Source organism: Dubosiella newyorkensis (genome assembly GCF_001945605.1).
Lineage (GTDB): Bacteria > Bacillota_I > Bacilli_A > Erysipelotrichales > Erysipelotrichaceae > Dubosiella > Dubosiella newyorkensis.
The window spans coordinates 100945-121518 of record NZ_MPKA01000067.1 but is presented as its reverse complement, the minus strand read 5'-3'; the positions used below and the strand labels follow the sequence as shown (position 1 = coordinate 121518).

10 protein-coding genes are annotated in these 20574 nt (G+C 45.1%); 9 read left to right on the top strand and 1 reads right to left on the bottom strand.

What is annotated here, in order from left to right; all coding sequences use genetic code 11:
• The 4 genes from BO225_RS12360 to BO225_RS07270 all read left to right on the top strand — a co-directional run.
• A partial coding sequence (locus BO225_RS12360) for an RpnC/YadD family protein (protein ID WP_473213612.1) occupies positions 1-485 on the top strand: 485 nt, incomplete at its 5' end.
• A gap of 13 nt (positions 486-498) precedes the next feature.
• Positions 499-738 (top strand): hypothetical protein, encoded by a 240-nt coding sequence (locus BO225_RS07280; RefSeq protein ID WP_076341596.1) that lies wholly within the window; start codon positions 499-501, stop codon positions 736-738.
• 92 nt (positions 739-830) lie between these two features.
• Entirely contained in the window at positions 831-1655 is an 825-nt protein-coding gene (locus tag BO225_RS07275; RefSeq protein ID WP_076341595.1) for a Cof-type HAD-IIB family hydrolase, read from the top strand.
• Positions 1639-2109, top strand: a complete 471-nt coding sequence (locus BO225_RS07270; protein WP_076341594.1) for a signal peptidase I — start codon at positions 1639-1641, stop codon at positions 2107-2109. Before BO225_RS07275 ends, BO225_RS07270 begins: the two co-directional genes overlap by 17 nt.
• A gap of 36 nt (positions 2110-2145) precedes the next feature.
• Here the strand turns inward: BO225_RS07270 and BO225_RS07265 are convergent, their stop codons facing one another.
• Positions 2146-3333 carry an MFS transporter gene (locus tag BO225_RS07265; protein WP_076341593.1) on the bottom strand — a complete coding sequence of 396 codons (1188 nt, stop codon included), beginning with the start codon at positions 3331-3333 and terminating at the stop codon, positions 2146-2148.
• 351 nt (positions 3334-3684) lie between these two features.
• Between BO225_RS07265 and BO225_RS07260 the strand changes: the two genes are divergently transcribed.
• The 5 genes from BO225_RS07260 to BO225_RS07240 all read left to right on the top strand — a co-directional run bounded on the left by BO225_RS07260 (position 3685) and on the right by BO225_RS07240 (position 20574).
• Positions 3685-14712 (top strand): Spy0128 family protein, encoded by an 11028-nt coding sequence (locus BO225_RS07260; RefSeq protein WP_143356791.1) that lies wholly within the window; start codon positions 3685-3687, stop codon positions 14710-14712.
• A gap of 146 nt (positions 14713-14858) precedes the next feature.
• Entirely contained in the window at positions 14859-17678 is a 2820-nt protein-coding gene (gene uvrA / locus BO225_RS07255; protein WP_083632133.1) for an excinuclease ABC subunit UvrA, read from the top strand.
• A gap of 6 nt (positions 17679-17684) precedes the next feature.
• Entirely contained in the window at positions 17685-18632 is a 948-nt protein-coding gene (hprK, locus tag BO225_RS07250; protein WP_076341590.1) for an HPr(Ser) kinase/phosphatase, read from the top strand.
• Between the two features lie 25 nt (positions 18633-18657).
• Entirely contained in the window at positions 18658-19566 is a 909-nt protein-coding gene (locus BO225_RS07245) for an NAD(P)/FAD-dependent oxidoreductase (RefSeq protein WP_076341589.1), read from the top strand.
• Between the two features lie 147 nt (positions 19567-19713).
• Positions 19714-20574 carry a transglutaminase-like domain-containing protein gene (locus BO225_RS07240; protein WP_076341588.1) on the top strand — a complete coding sequence of 287 codons (861 nt, stop codon included), beginning with the start codon at positions 19714-19716 and terminating at the stop codon, positions 20572-20574.

Here is a 20574-nt window from a genome sequence, read left to right as displayed (position 1 = left end):
AGGGGAAAGATTACGATCTGATGGAAGGGATCCTGATCTGCTTGAGCCAGGATGAAGAGGAGGCTTCCGGATCGGATCTGCTTGATTTTCTGAATACGACATTCAGGAAAACGATGAGCGCGAAAGAGAAAAGAAAGATCTTGGAAGAAAAGTATTCGATCCCATTTGATCAAGAACTAGAAGAGGAGATGGAAACAATGGATGGTGCATTCAGCAGCGCATATAAGAGCAGCTTGGAAAGAAAAGGAATGAAACTAGGAATCAAGCTAGGCAGAGAGCAAGGAATCGAACAAGGAATGAAGCGAGGAATTATGCAAGGAATCGAGCAAGGAAAGGCGCAAGGAATCGAACAAGAAAAACGCGAAACAGTAAGATTCATGCTTCAAATGAATGAATTTTCGCTTCAAGAAATCGCTACGATCGCAAGATGTTCGGTCGAGAAGATCAAAGAGATTCAAGAAGAATTGAATAAAAAGATTTCTTAGGGAGAAGAAAGCTATGGATGGAGCATTCAGCAGCGCGTACAAGAGCAGTTTAGAAAGAAAAGGAATGAAACGAGGGCTTGTGCTAGGCAGGGAACAAGGAATTGAGCAAGGAAAAGCCCAAGGAATCGAGGAAGAAAAGCGAGAAACCGCAAGAACCATGCTTCAGATGAATACATTCTCGCTTCAAGAAATCGCTACAATCACAAGATTACCGATCGAAAAGCTTCAAGAAATCCAACGTTCCATGAAATAATCATCGAATCAAGAAAGCATCCAATTGAAAGATTGGTTGTTTTCTTTTGGTCGGATATAATGAAATCAAGAATGTTTGAGAAGGAGACGATTATGAAAGAAATCAAACTAGTTCTTGTGGATCTGGACGGTACTTTATTGGATGATCAAAAGCGAGTTTCTTCGTATACGGTGTCTGTTTTGAAACGGTTAAAGAATGCAGGGATTCAATTTGGAATTTGTACTGGAAGACCTCCATTCGCTGTAGAACGACTGCTTAAACCATGGAACATGGAAGATGTGTGTTCTTGGATCATTGGCTTTAATGGAGGTATGATCCTTGATCGAGATTCTGGAAGCCAAGAATCGTTTTATAAAATGGATGGAAAACATATAAAGACGATCTTTCAGTTTTTAGAAGGACAGCCATATAACGCGCATGTATTTGAACAGTATGAAGTGCATACACTCAAACCGAACGAGGATGCTTTCTCGATCGCCAAAAGAAATCTATTCGAAGTCGTGGAAGATGGTCTAGAACCCTATTATACTTCGACAATCAACAAGCTGCTCACAAGCTGGAAAAAAGAAGATCTAGATAAGTTTTTAGAAACGCATTCACTTTCCGATCCTAACTTTTACATGGTTCGTTCTACTCCGACTTTGTTGGAATTCTTGGACCCAAGAGTCACGAAAGGACAAGCTATCCAGCGATTAGCCAAGCAATTGAACCTATCTTTGGAAAATATCCTATCCTTTGGGGATGAAAGAAACGATTTGGATATGCTTCAAACAACAACGGGCGTAGCCATGAAAAATTCCAATCCGCTTTTGTTCGAACATACAAACTATAAAACGGAATTTTCAAACAACGAAGATGGAGTAGCCCGCTTTCTTGAACAATATATTTTGGAGGATACACATGGCAAAACTTTGTAAAGGAATAGGAACGCTTTTATTGGCGCTTGTGATCGTTGTAGGACTCTTGATGTTTCTTCCTTCTTTATTTGGAAAAGAGCTATTTAATGTCGTTTCTGGCAGCATGGAACCAGAAATTCCAGTAGGTTCTTTGATCATGGTTCAATATGAAGAACCAGAAACGATCCAAGAAGGAGAAGTGATCGCTTTTGAACATCGAGGAAGTATCGTGACCCACCGAGTCGTGCAAAACGATATTCCAAAAGCCTCATTGATCACAAAAGGAGACGCTAACACCCAAGAAGACTTTGAACCCGTATCGTATGGACAAGTCATAGGCGTCGTTCAATTTCATGCGCCAGCTTTAGGAGCCATCTTTGGAGCGCTGAGCATGATCAATGGAAAAATATTCTTGATCGCCTTGGCTGTTGTGGGAGCTTTGTTGAATGTGCTAGGACAAAAGCTACAACATTAAAATAGAGAAGATCGATGAGGATCGTCTCTATTTTGTTTATTTTTTTAAACCGACCCAACAAATCAAGGTTCCAAGGATCGATAAAACGACGCCTAAGGCAAGAACGATCGAAATTCCAAAATAATCGATAACGATTCCACCAATCAAAGAACCAAAAATTCCACCAGCCGTCGCGAACATCGTATTGGCCGTTTGACCCATCAAACTATCGTATGCGCTCACGATCTGATTGATATAGTAAACGATAGCCGGAGTAAAAAGAGCATACGCGCCAATCTGAAGAAAAGCCGCCAAATAGATCCCCCAAATATTGAAAGACAAGAAAGTGACCACATGCTTCGCGATATAAAACAACAAAGAAATCAAAAGCAACGCCTTGATATTGATCTTTTTAGCAAGCCTCTCAAAACCAAACATCGCAGGCAATTCGACAATGGCGGCAATAAAGACCGCGATCCCAAGATTCGAACTCGTACCATGAACATGCTCGATGATCTGAATATAAAAACTATTGATGATCATATGCGTAATATACACAAGCATATAACCAAACAAAAGAATCGTTAAGCTCTTGTATTTTTTCAAAAACGATAAAAGAGAAATTTGTTTACTCTTTTCTTGTTGTTCAAAATGTTGTTCTTCTCGCTTTTCTTGGCCAGAATATTTATAGTGATAGCTCGATACGGCTAAAAAAGTCAATAAAGCCAAAATAAAATAGATCAAAGGCAAAATCGTTGGAGAAAAAGCGTCCAGGACATAACCAAGGATCATGCTGATGATGGCATACGCCGCCGAACCAAGACCTCTAGCCAGTCCATAATTGATCTTGATCCCAAATTTTTCATACATGAAAGCCGCCGCGTTCACTAAAGGAATGACCGACATCATGCAGGCAAAGATCAAAATGACCAACATCGACAATAAAAGACCTCGCCCGAAAGTTTTTGAAGAAGCGAACAAAATCAAAGAAGCGACCATGATCATACACAACAAACCATTGATCAACTTCTGCAAAGAAATGGAAGGATGCGTATCCGCAAAGGACGCGAAGAAAGGCTGCATAAAAAAGGAAACGATCGAATAGAGCGCTAAGATCATTCCTATTTGCGCATTCGAATAACCAAGCGTCAATAAATAATTGGACGCGAACGCGATCATCGAACCCATCATTAAGAAGAATGAGAAGTTGATCGCCTGATAACGAGCATTCATAGAAGACTGCATAAAAAAAACCTCCCTCTCTTCACTCATTATACAGTACTGATAGCCCTTTCATAAAGAGAAGAAAAGAACAAAAACAAATATATTGTATTAAAATAAATATATCATTTTAAATAATTTTGACATTCGATCACTAAAAATAGTATCATTATTATACGAAAATAAACGATTGAGCAATAAGGAAACGACCAAGATAGGATCGCTCCAAGCTTCCCCTAAAAAGGAACATCCTATCAAGATGGTTTCAATAGAAAGTATGGGAAGAAAAAATAACTAAACAATAACATAGCTTACAAGCGCCTCTTTTCATACGAAAAAGGCGTTTTTTTGCGTGAAGAGAAAGGGAAAAGAAAAATGAAAAAGATGAACTTTTTGTGTACCCAAAAACTATGGAAAAAGCTCTTAAGCATGAGCTTATGCGTTGGGATGGTTGGCTCTCAGCTATTGTCAGGAATCCCGATCCAAGCCGAAGAGACAAAAGAGTCTTCGACATACAATTTGCCAGAAGACACTACGATCAACCCAAACATCACGATCCAGCACTACTATAATTTCCCAGCGATGGTTCTAGGGAACGTAGAGGATGAATACAATAACGGGAAAATCAACTACAGTACAGAAGAATCATTGGGATCTAAGCAAGGAACAGATGCTTATAATAAACCCGAAAATGCATCCGATCTTCAACAATATTTATCGGGTGGTAAAAGTTACGAAGATCAAAAACCATTGGTAGTTTGGAATACAAACTTGCGAAAAGGACAGCTTCCAACCAATGTAGATCCTAATTTTTCTTATGGAACGAAGCGAAGCCTGGATCCAAAGTCGAGAATCAAGTTTTCTAATCCTACAGATGGAACAGTAAAGACCCAATCGGTGCTATACAAAATGTTCGCCGATGAAACCGTTCCATTTCTTTTGAAACCGCAAATGCGATATATGAACAAGCTTTACAACGGGACAAGCGAAAATAGCTATAATCAAAACTATACACTATCCGAAGTATGGCTACGTTCTAACCAAACAAATAAGGACAGCATCAGTCGGGATGACTTCACAATCATCAAAGCTCCAAGATTGAAAACAGATCCATTGCGTCATGATCCTTCGAAATTTGTGTTTACGAACAATGAAAAAAACGCGAATATCGAAAATATTCAACCAGATGAACATGGTGTACGGTATAACGTACAAGGGGATAAAAGTAATCTAACACAAGCGACCGTACTCGTCACGAATGATATGGTGATCCGTCTAGTATTCGAACCCACAACAGGCAATCAGGAAGTGAAAGATGTTGATTTTTTCGACTATGACATTACAGATGGAAAGGTTTACGCTTCAAAAGATGAAGCGGCTAAACAAAAGAATGAAATTTCAAGAGAAGTAGCCGACCAAAAAGTTGCTAACAACCAACAAGTATGGGTCAATACAAGATCTCTAGGAATCAATACGAACAGTCTGAATGCTGAGAAGGATGAGGCAGTTGGATTCTTTGCGTTTGGGAACGCGAATGCCCATACAGGTTTGGACCAACAATTATGGAATGGAAATTCATTGAATAAATCCAATGAAACAAACAACCGGTTTGGCCAATCCAAATGGAATACATCTGTTTCCTGGAATGGATCCAATTTACAAGGCGCGACTTTTGGACTTGCGACCGGAATGAATGCGGATGGCACGCTACAGTGGGCGGAAGGCGTCAACGCGCCCGCTTTATTTTCAACCGATCCTCATGTTGATCCGACAGGACGGACCGTCTATAAAGCCAATTCTGCAGAAAGCTTCAAATTAGATTTTCAGCGTACGGGCGGTACCTATACTTTACAGTCTGTGGTTTCAAATCAAGACGCTACGAAACGACTGGATGGATTGACCCAACTTCCAATCGTGACGGCAGGAATTCGCTCTAACAAATTTTGGCCGATGGATCTCGCTTCTTCCTGGGGAACGGTTGGACACGATATCAAATTTGGAGAGGGAAGTAAGACAAATTATCGTTTAGCGGTGGATCCTGCTCAAACCGATCCAAATAATCAAAAACTCCCAACAAGCGATTGCGGCCACGACCACAACGCTTATTTTGGAATGACGACGACCATTCCATTCGTGCTTCAAGAGGGATACTGCGCACCACTACGTTATTTCTTCTATGGAGACGACGACATGTTTGTCTTCTTGAACAAGATGGAAAAAGACGAAAAGGGGAATTATACGAAGATCGCGAAATCCACGAAAATCGCGGATTTAGGTGGCGTTCACACATCCATGGGAACCTTTGTCAACTTATGGGATTTTATTGACGGCGAAAACAAAACATTTGTGGAACAACGCAAAGATGTCAATGGCGAAGATGAAACTGTATATGCCTATAAGGTTTCAGGACATAAAAATGAACAAGGAAAAAATTCTCAAGAAAAAGTAACCCGTGCCGCCCAAAACGCGAAAACGGAAGAAAATGCCGATCATTATCAGCTGGCGGTCTACTATTTAGAGCGTGGAGCGTCTGGTTCATCGTGCTATATGCGCTTTTCCGTTCCGTTCCAGGAACTGGATATGGAAGAAACCGCGATGAACGGCCAAATCATGGTTGAAAAAGAAGTAAAACGTTCCGAAGCGGCAGGATCCGTCGCGCCAACCGATGATCGGTATGAATTCCAACTGAATTTAGAAGATCCAAATGGTGGATCCTTAAACAACAAATACGCCATCGAGTTTTATAATGTCACGAAAAAAGCCGATGGAACGACAGAAGACACTCTCATTAACGATTCTTCTTTACCAAAATACATCGCCAACGGAGAAACATTCAAATTGAAGGACGCTCAAAAAGCGTTGATTACCGGATTGCCACGATTGGGTCCAGGCGAAACAGGTACGAAAAACGGCGGTTATAAATACGATATCCAAGAAATTAAGAAGATCGATCATAGCGGAAACAAAACCGATTTAACAAGTACGAATGATATTTCAACGACCTTCCTGAGTGGAACGATCGATGAAGGACTGAAACAAGGCGAGTACCAGGAAGGAAAACAATTCGCCAATTTAATTAAAGGAGAAAACTACGTTAAATTTATTAACGCGGAAGATCCAGGAATTCTTGTGCTGACCAAAGCGCTCGCGACAAATTCAGCCACCACTGATGAAGCGTTCCGATTCCATGTCACGCTCACTCCTCCAGAAGGCAGGAAACTGACAAAAGTTCCATACATTTTAAAACGAGGAACAAAATCGGAAAATCCGTCAGCTGAACCTAGAAAACAAGAAACAGGAGAAAAAGAAATCGGAAAAGACGGAACGTATACTTTCGATCTGAAAAAAGACGATGAACTGACACTATACAACATTCCGGCAGACACCAAATATGAAGTCAATGAGGAAACGCTCATTACGGAAGCCGGCGACCTTCATTTTGATGTCGAAAGCATCAATGGAAATACCGCTTTAAAATCGGCTTCCGGCACGATCGTTGCCAACACAACCGACAATAAAAAGGTGACGGTCGACTTTGTCAATACCGCAAAACAAATCGCGCTCGTTCAAATTCCAGTCACCAAAAAGATGACAGGACGAGAATTTAACGGCAAAGAAACGTATCGGTTTAAAATTGCGGGACAAGCGGGCGCGCCAATGCCAGAAAAGGATACGATCACACTTCAAAACGTGAGTGAAAGCGGAACCGCGACGCCAATCGCTACCAGCACATTGACCGGGCAATTCGCGCCAATCGAATTTGATTCGACACATATCAATAAAGACAATACCTATACGATCACGGAAGAAGCAGGCAACGAAGAAAATGTCGAATACTCTAAAGCCAAATACACGGTGATAGTTCATGTGAGCCAAGATGCGGAGAGTGGAAAACTCGTAGCCACTTCCACGATGACCGATGAAAGTGGTAAGGAAGCCGCAATCGAGTTTACCAACGATTACATCCAGCCAATCAATATGGCACTTCCTATCCAGAAGAATTTAGTGGGAAGAGAGATACAAGCCGGTGACGAATTCTTCTTTAAAATCGAAGACAAAGAAGGAAATCCAAAACCAGTAAAAGAACTTGTCGCAAGAGATATTATCTCGATTCAATCCAAAACAGGAACGGATCAAGCCAACTTTGAGTTTAAAGAGCTTGACCGCACAGACGTAGGAAATTATGTCTTTACGATCAGCGAAGCAGCCGGATCCATCGAGCAGTTGTTGTATGATACCCATAAAGCCGAAGTACACATGGACATTTCATTGATGGAAAGCGATTCCGGAAAACAGCTGAAAGCCGAAGTCTACACGATGGATGGAGAAAATAAACAACCTTTCTCGAATAACGATCCAGTCCTCTTTACAAACACCTTCCAATCGATTGGACAAATTGAAATTCCAGTCAGCAAGACATTGCAGAACACTACATTCGATGGAAAAACGGAATATGAATTCGTTCTAAAAGGAGAGGGCAACGCGCCAATGCCAGCCAATCCGGTCTTGACGATCTTAGGAAAAGAAGGCACAGGCACAGCAACAAATACATTCGTGATTCCTTTGACCGAAGCGGATGTGCCTAAAAATGAATCAAAAGATTTTGTCTATACGATTCAGGAAAAAGTGGGAACCGATCCAAATATGCGGTATGAAACGAAACTGTATACTGTGAAGGTTCACGCGCAAGTCAAAACCAATGAAACGACGAAAAAAGATGAAATCGTAACGGAAATGGTCGACACGAATCCGATCGAAATCATCAACACCAAAGTGGATCCAATCACCGCATCGATCCCAATCCAAAAAACATTGAATGGAAGAACAGCTCAAGCAGAAGACCTCTTTACATTCCACATTCGAGGCGATGAAAACTCTCAATCCAAGATCAAATCCCCATCAAAACTGACGATCGATCTAACAAAAGACACGAAAGGCGCCTTCAACATTGGAGAATTTACACTCAAAGATGTAGGAAAATCGTATGATTTCACGATCCAAGAAGAAAAAGGAGATCTAGAACGAGTCGACTACGATACAAGCGAACGGAAAGTACGCGCTTCCGTTAACTTAAATGCGGATGGAAAACTCCAAGTCGACCTGCATGAAGTACAAATGGAAAACGGAGAAGAAAAACTCGTTCCAATCTCATCTTCGCAGCCATTAATGATCACCAACACCTATCATGCGATCGGCAAGATCGAGATCCCAGTCAAAAAGAAACTCGTAAACAAAGAATTTGGAACGGACATCTACCGCTTCGAGATCCAAGGGGAAGAAGGACAGCCGCTTCCTGAAAACAAGATCTTGGAAATGGCACAAGAAACGGGAAAATTCGAGATCCCGCTCGATGACACGCAAGTCCCAGTCAATACAAAAAGGACCTACACCTACAAGATTATGGAACAAGCTGGAAACGATCCAGACATGCTCTATGATACGAACATTTATACGGTAAACGTTCAAGCTGAAAACACGAATGGAACGATCACAAGCACGATCCAAGAAGGAACACCACCAGTCGTCTTTACAAACACCGCGGTCCTTCCAGCCACTACGATCATCCCGATCGAAAAGACGATCGAAGGACGTGAAGTTTTGGCATCGGACAATTTTACATTCCGTATTCGAGGAAATGCGCAATCAAGACGATTCCTTCCAGACAAGGATGAAATAACGATCAGCGCCCAAGTAGTCGATGGAAAACTAGCTTTATCCAAAGCCCGCTTTGAAATCGGCCCATTCACCAAAGTCGATACAGGACAGTCTTACACCTTCTTGATCGACGAGATCGCCGGAACAGAACAAGGCATGAACTATGATCCACAAATCCATACGATCACACTCACGCCAAAACTTGAAGGATCCACGATCACATTCGATGTGAAAGAAAATGAAACCGTTGTGAACGAAGACGCTCCAGTCGCCTTCACGAATACGTATCAGCCAAAAGGAACCTTGCGAATTCCTGTCACGAAAAAACTAGAAGGAAGAACGTTCACCCAAGGCGATCGATTCTTATTTGAGATTACAGGAGAAAAGGACGCGCCAATGCCAACCAATCCGATCCTTTCCATCTTGCCAACAAGTGGAAACGAAGTAGAAGCGACATTCGCGCCGATCACCTACACCAAAATAGGAGACTATACGTATACGATCAAAGAGCTTTCGACCGGCCTATCTGGCATGAACTACGATCCTGCCACATACACCGTTCAAGTCAAAGTCAGTCAAGGAAATGGAACCCTTGTCGTGGAACCAACGTATTCCAATCCGACAACAAACGTTGAAACGATCAGCTTCACCAATACTTACAAACCAGAAGAAAGCTATGCGATCCCAGTCACCAAAAACATGATCGGACGCCCAATGGAAGCCACTGATCAATTCGTCTTCACACTCGAAGCGATCACGCCAGAGGCGCCAATGCCAGAACATGAACAAGTGAGCGTGCAAGGAAATGGCGCCCATATCGTCAATACGACATTCGACCCAATCATCTTTGACCAAAGCCACGCAGGAAAGACGTTCGAGTACGTAGTCAAAGAACATCGAGGCTCGATCGAACACATCAAATATTCAAGCGAAGAATATGTGATCTCGATCCAAGTCACGTACGAAAACGGGAACTTGGAAGCCACACCGACCATCTATAAACAAAATAAAGCGGAAGACAATATTGTCGACTCAATCCAGTTCACCAACACGTACCAGCCAAGCGGAACTTGGAGACCAACGCTCTTTAAACAACTTCTAGGCGCTTCGCTACAAGAAGACGCCTACCAATTCAAGATGCACGTCGAAAAAGTGGACGATCCAACGATCGCCTTCGATCGCCAAGCCAAAAACAACGCCGATGGAACGATCAATTTTGCCCTCATCGAATTCGAACAGCCAGGCCTCTACTCCGTGACGATCCAAGAAGTCGAAGGAAAAGATGAGACGATCCAATACGCGCTCGATCCGATCGAATACATGCTCGAAGTCAAAGATGAAAATGGAACTTTGCGCGTCGAAGAAAAAAATCGAGAACAAGACCATGTCTTTACAAACGACGCCGGCTTAAGAATCAGCAAACAATTGATCCCAGGCACTGGCCAAACACTCGATGAAACCGACATCAACTTTGAATTCCCATTCGAACTCGATCTAGGAACCGTGCTCGCCAATCAAACACTAGAAACCAAGCGCCTCACCTCCAATACGATCGAAGAGGAAACGATCCAACTCGACGCCAATGGAAAAGTGGAATTCTCGCTCAAACACGAGGAAACCCTCATCGTGTATGGCCTAGGGCAACAAGCCACATATACGATCGAGGAACGCACGAAAGATCGCTGGATCGATAAATATCTACACATCGACACGATCGGTAGCGCCAAAGGAACGATCTCGAATGGCATAGACGCGCAAGTCACATTCAGAAACCTGAAACCAAGCACCGACAACGCGAAGATCCATGGATTCAAAACCATGGATCCAGCCAGCGACTTCTTCGAAATGAAAGGCCAAGAATTCCAGTTCAAGATCTCGGCGATCGGAACCGAAACAGAAAGTCAAAGATCGCTCGAAAACACGGAACAAACGATCCAAAACGAGCCAAGCGAACAAGAAGAATTCGAAGAAGAACCACTCGACGAAAGCTTCCACATCTATCGTTCGTCTTTGCCAATCGAAGAAACGGGAAACGGAAGCACGCCAAATGAAGCGCAGAAAAAACTCAAGCTGCCAACACGCCTGAAAGAAATCGAAACGATGCCAGCCCAAGACACGCCGCTGCCAGAAAGAACGACAACAACAAATAACGCCTTTGGACGCTTCGAATTCGATGCGATCACCTACACGAAGCCAGGACGCTACGTCTATGAGATCCAAGAAATCAACAACCAAATTTCGGGCATGAGCTACGAAACCACCCACTATAAAGCGATCGTGAACGTCACGCAGCGCTCGGGCACGCTGCACGTCGACTCGATCCAGTACACCGATATGAACGATCAGCCATTAGCCAACGACACGATCGTATTCACCAACACGTATAAAAATATCGACCAGAAACCACAACTTTCGATCGAAAAAGAACAATCGATCAACTTCAAAAACTTCACACGTGATCAAGAAACTGTGGAAACAAACGATATCGTGACCTATAAGCTCACGATCAAAAACACAGGAGATGCGATCGCTAAAAACGTGATCGTTTCCGACCACGTGCCAGATGGACTGATCCTTTTAGAACAGTCGCTCGTCGATGCCACACTCGATGAGGAAGGCAATATCACATGGAATATTGGCGATCTAGCCGCCCAAACGAGCCGCACGCTCACATTCCAAGTCCAAGTGCCAAAAGTCGACCAATCCAACACGTGGACCAACATCGCCTATGTAAGATCCGACGAAATCGATCCAGAACCATCTAACAAAGTGACGGTCGAAACCGAACCAGCCAAGCCAAATGTGAGCATTCATAAATATGAATCTGTCGGCCAAGACATCCGCTATGATGGTATCGACCCGCTCCAAGTACGACCTGGCGATCTAGTCACCTACGATCTTGTCGTGACCAACACAGGAGAAGAAGAAGCCAAAAACGTGATCGTGAACGATACGATCGAAGAGGGCCTTCTCTTTGTCAAAGCCTTCAACGAAGGAAAGTATGACGAAGCGACGCGCACGCTGCGCTGGAATGTTGGAACACTACCAGCCAAAGGCGGAACGAAAATCGTATCGTTCCAGATCCAAGTGCCGATCGTCGAACAAGACACCCGTTGGCCAAATACAGGAAGCGTGCAAGCCGAAGGCGAAGAGCCAAAACAATCGAATACGGTCCATATCGAAACGATCGTCAAAGAATTGAACATCGAAAAATTCCAAGCCATCAACAACCAAGAAATGACAAAACAATTCCAAGCTGTTGAATCTGGCGATCTAGTCACCTACACGCTCAAGATCCACAATCCAAGCCTGCATACCATCGAAAACGTGTTTGTAAAAGATGTCGTGCCAAATGGACTGGAATTGAAACAAGATACGATCAGCGACCAAGGCATCTATGATCCAGAAACAAAACAGATCCTTTGGAATCTAGGCGCGATCGAAGCAGAAGAAACCAAACAAGTCTCGTTCAGCGTCGAAGTGCCAAAAGTCGATCAAAAAACGACTTGGAAAAATATCGCCACTCTCGTCTATGAAGAGGAAGAGCCAAAAGACTCCAATGAAGTCGAAGTCGCCACCGATGTGCCAGCACTAACGATCTTCAAAGACCAAAAGCTCGAAAGCGATCCAGACTTCACGACCCAAAGACGCACAGGGAAAATAGGCGAAACGCTCACCTATCGTTTAACGGTTACGAACACCGGCAAAGCGATCGCCAAAAATGTCGTCATTGAAGACACGCTACCAAGCGATAAGAAAACCCACACGCTCTTCTTGAACTATCAAGAAGCAAGCGACAACGGATCGTACGACAAGCAAACGCAAACGATCACATGGAAAATCGGCGATCTCAAGATCGGACAATCCAAAACCGTGACCTTCACGGTGAAGCTTCCAAGCGTGATGGAATACACACTATGGGAGAATGGCGCCCAAACGCATTACGACAACAATCCAAACAATCCAGAGACAGGCGATCCAGTCGATATCCCATCCAATAAAGTCGAAGTCGAGACCGACGCGCCAAAAGTCGTTCTTGAAAAAGAACATAAACTCAACGAGGGAGACCGGCACAAAGAATTGCTTCATGGAAAAGCGCAAGATATTGTCACCTACTATTTGAAAGCGACCAATAAAAGCGCGCTGCCAGCCCATGACGTGCAGATCAAAGACTCGATCCCGACCCATGAAAATGGCGATCTGCAGCTTGTGGAAATCGATCCAACGTATCCATATGAACGCTCTGAAACAGGAGAGATCATTTGGAACATCGGTACATTGGAACCAAACGAAGAAAAAGAAGTGTGGTTCAAAGTCAAAGTTCCAGACATCAAAGAGGCGACTCGCTGGGAAAATATCGCAAGCCTCAGTCATCCTGACGAACCAGAACCATTCAAAACGCCGCCAGTCGAAATCGAGATCAATACGCCAAATCTAGAAATCCTCAAACGCCAAGCGAAAAATGGAGGCTCCTTCACCCAAAGCAGGCTTCAAGCCAAAGCCGGGGACACGATCACGTATGAAATCGACGTCGAAAACAAAGGAAACCTGGCCGTCCACAATGTCGTCATCGAAGATATCGTTCCAGACGGTTTGAGCCTTGTTCAAGACTCGATCAGCGATCAAGGCCAAGAAAAAGAGGGTATGATCACATGGAAGATCGCCAACCTGAACGTTAAGGAAAAGAAAACGGTGTCGTTCCAAGTCAAAGTGCCAGCCGTCAAAGAATATACGCGATGGATCAATGTCGCCTCCGCTTACGATGACGAAGAACCAGAACCAAAGAAGACGCCACCAGTCGAAGTCGAAACGTTCGCTCCAAGCCTTAAGATCGAAAAATCGCAAAAACGCAATGAAGGCAATCGAACGAAAGACAAGCTGAGCGTCGATGAAAAAGATATCGTCACCTACTTTATCAAAGTCACAAGCGCAGGACAGGCCGATGCCAACGATGTGGTCGTCTCTGATACGATACCGAGCGGATTGATCCTTGTCGAAGGCAGCGTATCCGACGATGGCGTGGTGGAAAACGGCACGATCACATGGCATTTAGGCACGATGAAGACAGGAACAGAAAGAACCGTCTCTTTCGCGATCGAAGTCCCAGCTCAAGATGGACTTTGGAAAAATATCGCGCAGGCGAGCGAATCGACCCGTCCAGACGAGCCGACTCCATCCAATGAAGTCGAGATCGAAACGCCAAAAGAAGAACCAAATATCACGATCGAAAAGCTGCAAGCCCACAACGATGGAACACCATCCAAGATCCGGATCAAAGCGCATATCGACGATACGATCACCTACATCCTCCGCATCCAGAATCGAGGAAAAGAAGAAGTGCGTGATCTGCAAGTCAAAGACGCGATTCCGCAAGGACTTCGCTTTGTTCCTAACTCGATCGATCATGATGGAACGATCGAAAACGGTATCGTGAGATGGAAGATCGATCACCTCGCTCCTGACGAAAGCGTCGATGTATCCTTTAAAGTGAAGATCCCAGTCGTGACTCAAAACAGCGCCTGGATCAACACGGGCGTCCTGCTCTATCAAGATCAGCGCGTTCCTACCAATGAAGTCACCGTTTCCGTAGAGCCTGGTACGCCGGCCTCTTCGAAAAACGGCACGCCAACCAAACCGACAAGCGCCAACACGGCCGCTCAAACCAACCATCTTGCATGGACAAGCCTGCTTATTTTGAGCTTGTTGGGCATTGGACTCCTTTGGAAAAAGAGAAAGGATATCCTTTAATTAAAAAAAGCGTGGCTCCAATTTGGACCACGCTTTTCATGCGTCAAAAAAGTGAAAAACAAGTATAATAAGAAAGAGACAAACTAAGCGAAAATCTGTATAATCATAACGAGAATACAGAAAATATGGATAAAGGAGGACTTGAAATGGATCAATATATAACGATTAAAGGGGCTCGTGAAAATAATTTAAAAAATATCGATTTAAAGATCCCGCGCGACCAGCTTGTCATCATGACGGGTGTCTCGGGATCTGGAAAAACGTCCCTCGCCTTCGATACGATCTATGCCGAAGGACAAAGACGCTATATGGAATCGCTTTCCGCGTATGCCCGTCAATTTTTAGGCAACAGCGAAAAGCCAGACGTCGATCAAATCGATGGACTTTCTCCTGCGATCGCCATCGATCAAAAAACGACCTCCAACAACCCGCGCTCCACAGTCGGGACCGTGACCGAGATCTACGACTATTTGCGCTTGCTTTACGCTCGGATCGGCGTGCCTTATTGTCCAGAGCATGGAGAACCGATCAGCGGCAGCACGATCAGCGAAATGGTCGATCAAATGATGATCCTTCCTGACCGGACGCGCTGCACGATCATGGCTCCTCTTGTGCGGGGCAAAAAAGGAACCTTCAAAGATGTGCTCGATAAAATGATCAAGGAAGGCTATATCCGCGCCAGGATCGATGGACAGATCGTCATGATCGAAGAAATGGAGCCATTAGAAAAAAACAAGAAGCACGATATCGATATCGTCATCGACCGGATCGTCAAAAGCGACAACCGCTCCCGCTTCTATGATTCTTTAGAAACCGCCGCCAATCTAGGCGAAGGGATGGTGAGTGTCTTAGCGGGCGATGAAGAGATCTTGCTGTCGAGCAACTACGCGTGCAAGATCTGCGGCTTCACCGTTCCAAAACTCGAACCAAAGCTGTTTTCCTTCAATGCGCCATTAGGCGCTTGTCCGACATGCAAAGGTCTTGGTATCGAACAAAAAGTCGATCTCGACCTCTTGATCCCTGACCGAAGCCTTTCGATCGCCCAAGGGGGGATCCACTATTATAAAAATATCGTAAATACGGAAAATCTCGAATGGCAGCGCATGAAGGCGCTTTTGGACCATTACGATATTTCTGTCGATACACCGATCAATAAGATCCCGAAAAAGAAGCTCAACTATGTTTTGTATGGCTCCCACGAAAAGATCCGCTATACGCTCTATTCAAGATCGGGAACCAATTCCGAAAAATACGATTATATCGAAGGCGTCGTGCCTATGATCGAACGCCGCTTTCTTGAAACCAATTCGAGCTGGAACCGCGAATGGTATGGCTCCTTCATTGGCGAGACAGAATGTCAAACGTGTCATGGAGCTCGCTTGAATCCCAAAGTGCTCGCCGTCAAAGTGGGCGGAAAAAATATTTATGAATGGACCCAAATGTCAGTCAAGGACGCCCTTCGATTCATGAACGATCTGCAGCTCGATCCTTCCCAGCAAAAGATCTCCGCGCTCATTATCAAAGAAATCAAGTCGCGCCTTGAATTTTTATCCAATGTCGGCTTGACCTATTTGAGCTTGGATCGGCTCTCTGGCACCCTATCTGGCGGCGAGCTGCAGCGGATCCGTCTTGCGACCCAGATCGGCTCCAAGCTGACAGGCGTCATGTATGTCTTGGACGAGCCAAGCATCGGACTCCATCAGCGGGATAATGACAAACTCATCCATACGCTCAAAGATATGCGCGATCTAGGCAATACGCTTATCGTAGTCGAACACGATGAAGACACGATGCGCGCGAGCGACTATATCGTGGATGTCGGACCTGGCGCCGGCGTGCATGGTGGAGAAATCGTGGCCGCTGGGACCCCAGAAGAAGTCATGGCCAATCCTAATTCGATCACAGGCGACTATTTGTCCGGTCGCAAAAAGATCCAAGTGCCAACGAGTCGCCGGAAAGGCAATGGCCAAAAGGTGCGTGTGATCAAGGCGACGCAGAACAACCTCAAAAATGTGAGCGTCGACTTTCCATTAGGCACGCTGACTGTCGTGACCGGCGTTTCGGGCTCAGGAAAATCATCGCTCGTCACCGAGGTGCTCACCCACGGCATCCAGCATTCATTGGGCCGTGTGCGCATCAAGCCAGGCGCCTGCAAAAAGATCGAAGGCATGGAACAGATCGACAAGCTCGTCGAGATTTCCCAAGATCCGATCGGGCGGACCCCTCGCTCCAATCCAGCCACCTATACGGGTGTGTTCGACGATATCCGCGACTTATTCGCCCAAACGAAAGAAGCCAAGCTGCTAGGATATGAAAAAGGCCGCTTTTCTTTCAATGTCAAAGGGGGGCGATGCGAAGCGTGCCAAGGAGATGGGATCAAAAAGATCTCGATGCATTTCTTGCCTGACGTATATGTGCCTTGCGATGTATGCCACGGAAAGCGTTATAACGAAGAAACGCTTCAAGTCAAATACAAAGACAAAACGATCGCCGACGTGTTAGAAATGACAGTGGAAGAAGCGACTGAATTCTTCTCGAATATTTCAAAAATTCGTCACAAGCTTCAAACACTCAAAGATGTCGGACTCTCTTATATCAAGCTAGGACAAAGCGCCACCACTTTATCGGGAGGCGAAGCCCAGCGCGTCAAGCTCGCCAGCGAGCTGCAGAAAAAAGCCACGGGCAAGACGCTGTTCGTTCTCGATGAGCCGACGACCGGGCTTCATTCGAATGATGTCAAAAAACTCATTGAGGTTTTACAGCGCCTAGTAGATAATGGAGATACAGTTGTCGTGATCGAACACAATCTCGATGTGATCAAAAACGCCGACTATATCATTGATATTGGTCCAGAAGGCGGAGTCGATGGCGGACAAGTCGTCGCCACAGGCACTCCAGAAGAAATCGTTCAAGTCAAAGAAAGCTACACAGGCCAATATTTAAAACCACTATTAGAACAGGAGTAGAACATTATGAGCAAAGTCGTTGTCAAAGACATCGTAGAAAAATTTATGTGGAACGTCATCACAGGAAACGCCCAAGCTTTGCAGCGACCGCTCACCCAAGTCGATACGAACCGTCCGGGCTTGGAGCTCGCCGGCTATTTCCCAGGCACCCAAGTCAAACGTCTTGTGGTCCTTGGCGACAAGGAGATCGGATATATCCACTCCGAAATGGACGAGATCTCGCAGCGACGCGCCTTTGAATATTTGACAGGGCCAAAAACGCCAGCGATCTTGATCACCAATGGCAACGCTTGTCCAGAAGTGCTCAAAGAGATCGCGAACCGTAAAAACTTTCCCGTTTTCAGCTCGGAGGAAAAAACGTCGCACGTGATCGTCAACATAACGAATTATCTTGATGAAAGACTCGCCAAGTCGATGATCCTTCATGGCGAACTCGTGCGGGTTCATGGCGTGGGGGTATTGATCACCGGAAAAAGCGGGATGGGAAAATCCGAAATCGTTCTAGAGCTCATCCAGCGCGGCCATCAGCTTGTCGCGGATGATCGGGTCGACTGCTTCCGGATCCATAATCAGCTGATCGGCCGGCCAACGCCGATGATCGAAGGGTTCATGGAACTTAGAGGAGTCGGTATCATCGATGTTGAAAAAATGTATGGGATCGCCTCGATCACGAAACAGACCAATATCGATCTGATGATCACGCTCGAATCGTTTAGAAGCACAAGCGATTATGACCGGGTAGGCATCGAAGAAAAAACGTATCAAGAGATCCTTGGAATCAAGATCTTAGAAATGCGGATCCCTGTCAGCGCGGGGCGGCCAATGGCCACCATCATTGAAACGGCTGTGATGAATTATTTATTGCTGATCCAAGGTACCGATTCAGCAAAAGAATTTGAAGAACGCGTCCTCAAGGAGATCGCGAAAAACCGCGACGAAGAAGAGGAAGCGTAGATCAACGATCAAGGAGGAAGGATCGATGAAAAAAGAATATGAATTTGTGATCGTGGGCGCTGGACCTGCAGGCATGAGCGCGGCCTTGTACGCCTCTCGTGCCGGACTCGATACATGCATCATCGAAGCGGGCGCTCCAGGCGGAAAGCTGTTAAAAACGTATCATATCGAAAATTATCCAGGCATCAAAGAAATGGGAGGCGCGGAGCTGGCGATGACGATGTTCGATCAAGCGCTCGCTTTTGGCGCCGACTATGTGGCTGGAGAAGTCGAAAAGGTCGATGAAGACAAAACGATCCATTTAAAAGATGGAAATACGATCAAAGCTAAAGCTGTCCTTTTCGCGACCGGAACGAAAGAGCGGATGATGAACATTCCTGGCGAACAGGAAGGCATCGGGAAAGGCGTTTCGTATTGCGCTGTTTGCGATGGCGCCTTCTTTCGAGGAAGAGATGTCGTCGTGATCGGGGGCGGAAACTCCGCGCTTGAGGAATCGATTTATTTGACGCAGTTCGTCAATAAGATCTATATCGTCATCCGGCGCGATCAATTCCGGGCCGAATCCAAGCTTCAATACGATGTAGAGCACAACGACAAGATCGAGATCATCCGCGAGCACGTGCCAGTAAAAGTGCTCTTTGATGAGATCGTCAAAGGCATCGTGATCAAAAACGTGAAGACAGGCGAAGAAAAAACGATCGAATGCGCGGGGATCTTCCCTTATATCGGCTCCGATCCTTTAAGCGAAGCCGTCAAAGATCTAGGTGTAACCAATGAGCATGGCTACGTGATGGTCGACCGCGACATGGAAACGAGCGTGAAAAACTTGTACGCGGCAGGGGATATTGTCGACAAGCAGCTCAGACAAGTCGTGACCGCGACAGGCGAAGGCGCCTTAGTTGGCCAAATGGCTTTTCGAAGAGTTCGTGAATAGAAGATGAAAGAGTTCATCTTCTATTTTTTTTGGTAAAAATTCATAAAATCACATAAATTTTGGATTTTCAAGTCAGGTGCATAGGACGTTTGCTAAAAAGGGTGAAATATGTTATATTTTCTAAAATAAGAAAGGGGGGAAAGGCAAATGTGGCGTGTATATCGATGGATCCTCGCGCTTTTTTGTCTTTTTTTTAGCGCTTGCTCCTCTCAGTCTACAAAATTTCAAGAAATCGAGCCGGGTTCGATCTACAAAGGCGAGATCACGATCAACGAGCCTTCTTCTTCGAACGAAGTCGTCTTATCGAATGGCCAGATCGAGATCGACGCCTCCAACACGAGCGATGGCTATGTCATGGTCCGGACGCTCCAGCCTTTTGATGCGAAGCTGAAATGCCGCATCCAGCTTGGCACCGACCAATACACCTATACTCTCCCTTCCAATATGGAATACAGCGTTTTCCCACTGCAGATGGGAAATGGTGAATATTCGATCACGTTTTATCAAAATATACAAGACAACAAATACGCCCAGATCTATTCGGAAGATCTATCTGTTCAACAAAAACAGGAGGACCGCGTTTTTGTCTTTCCCAATCAATTCGTGTGGTATACCCACGAATATCCCGCCATTTTATTGTCGTACGATCTGTGCGATGGACTCGAGGGCGATCAAGAAAAGATCGACGCCATCTATAACTACCTCATCCAATACATGGATTACGACAACGAAAAGGCCGCCAATGTCCAGGCGGGCTATATCCCCAATCTTGAACAAGTGCTTCAAGAAAAAAAAGGGATCTGCTTCGACTATGCCGCCCTTATGGCCGCGATGCTGCGCGCCCAAAATATCCCGACCCGCCTTGTGATGGGGGATCTATCCAGCGAAGGGATCTATCATGCCTGGAACCAAGTCGAGATCGATGGCGAATGGACATGGTACGATCCGACCTATGGCAAAAACAATAAAAACAAAACCGAAGACTATATAGAAGACAGGAGGTATTGA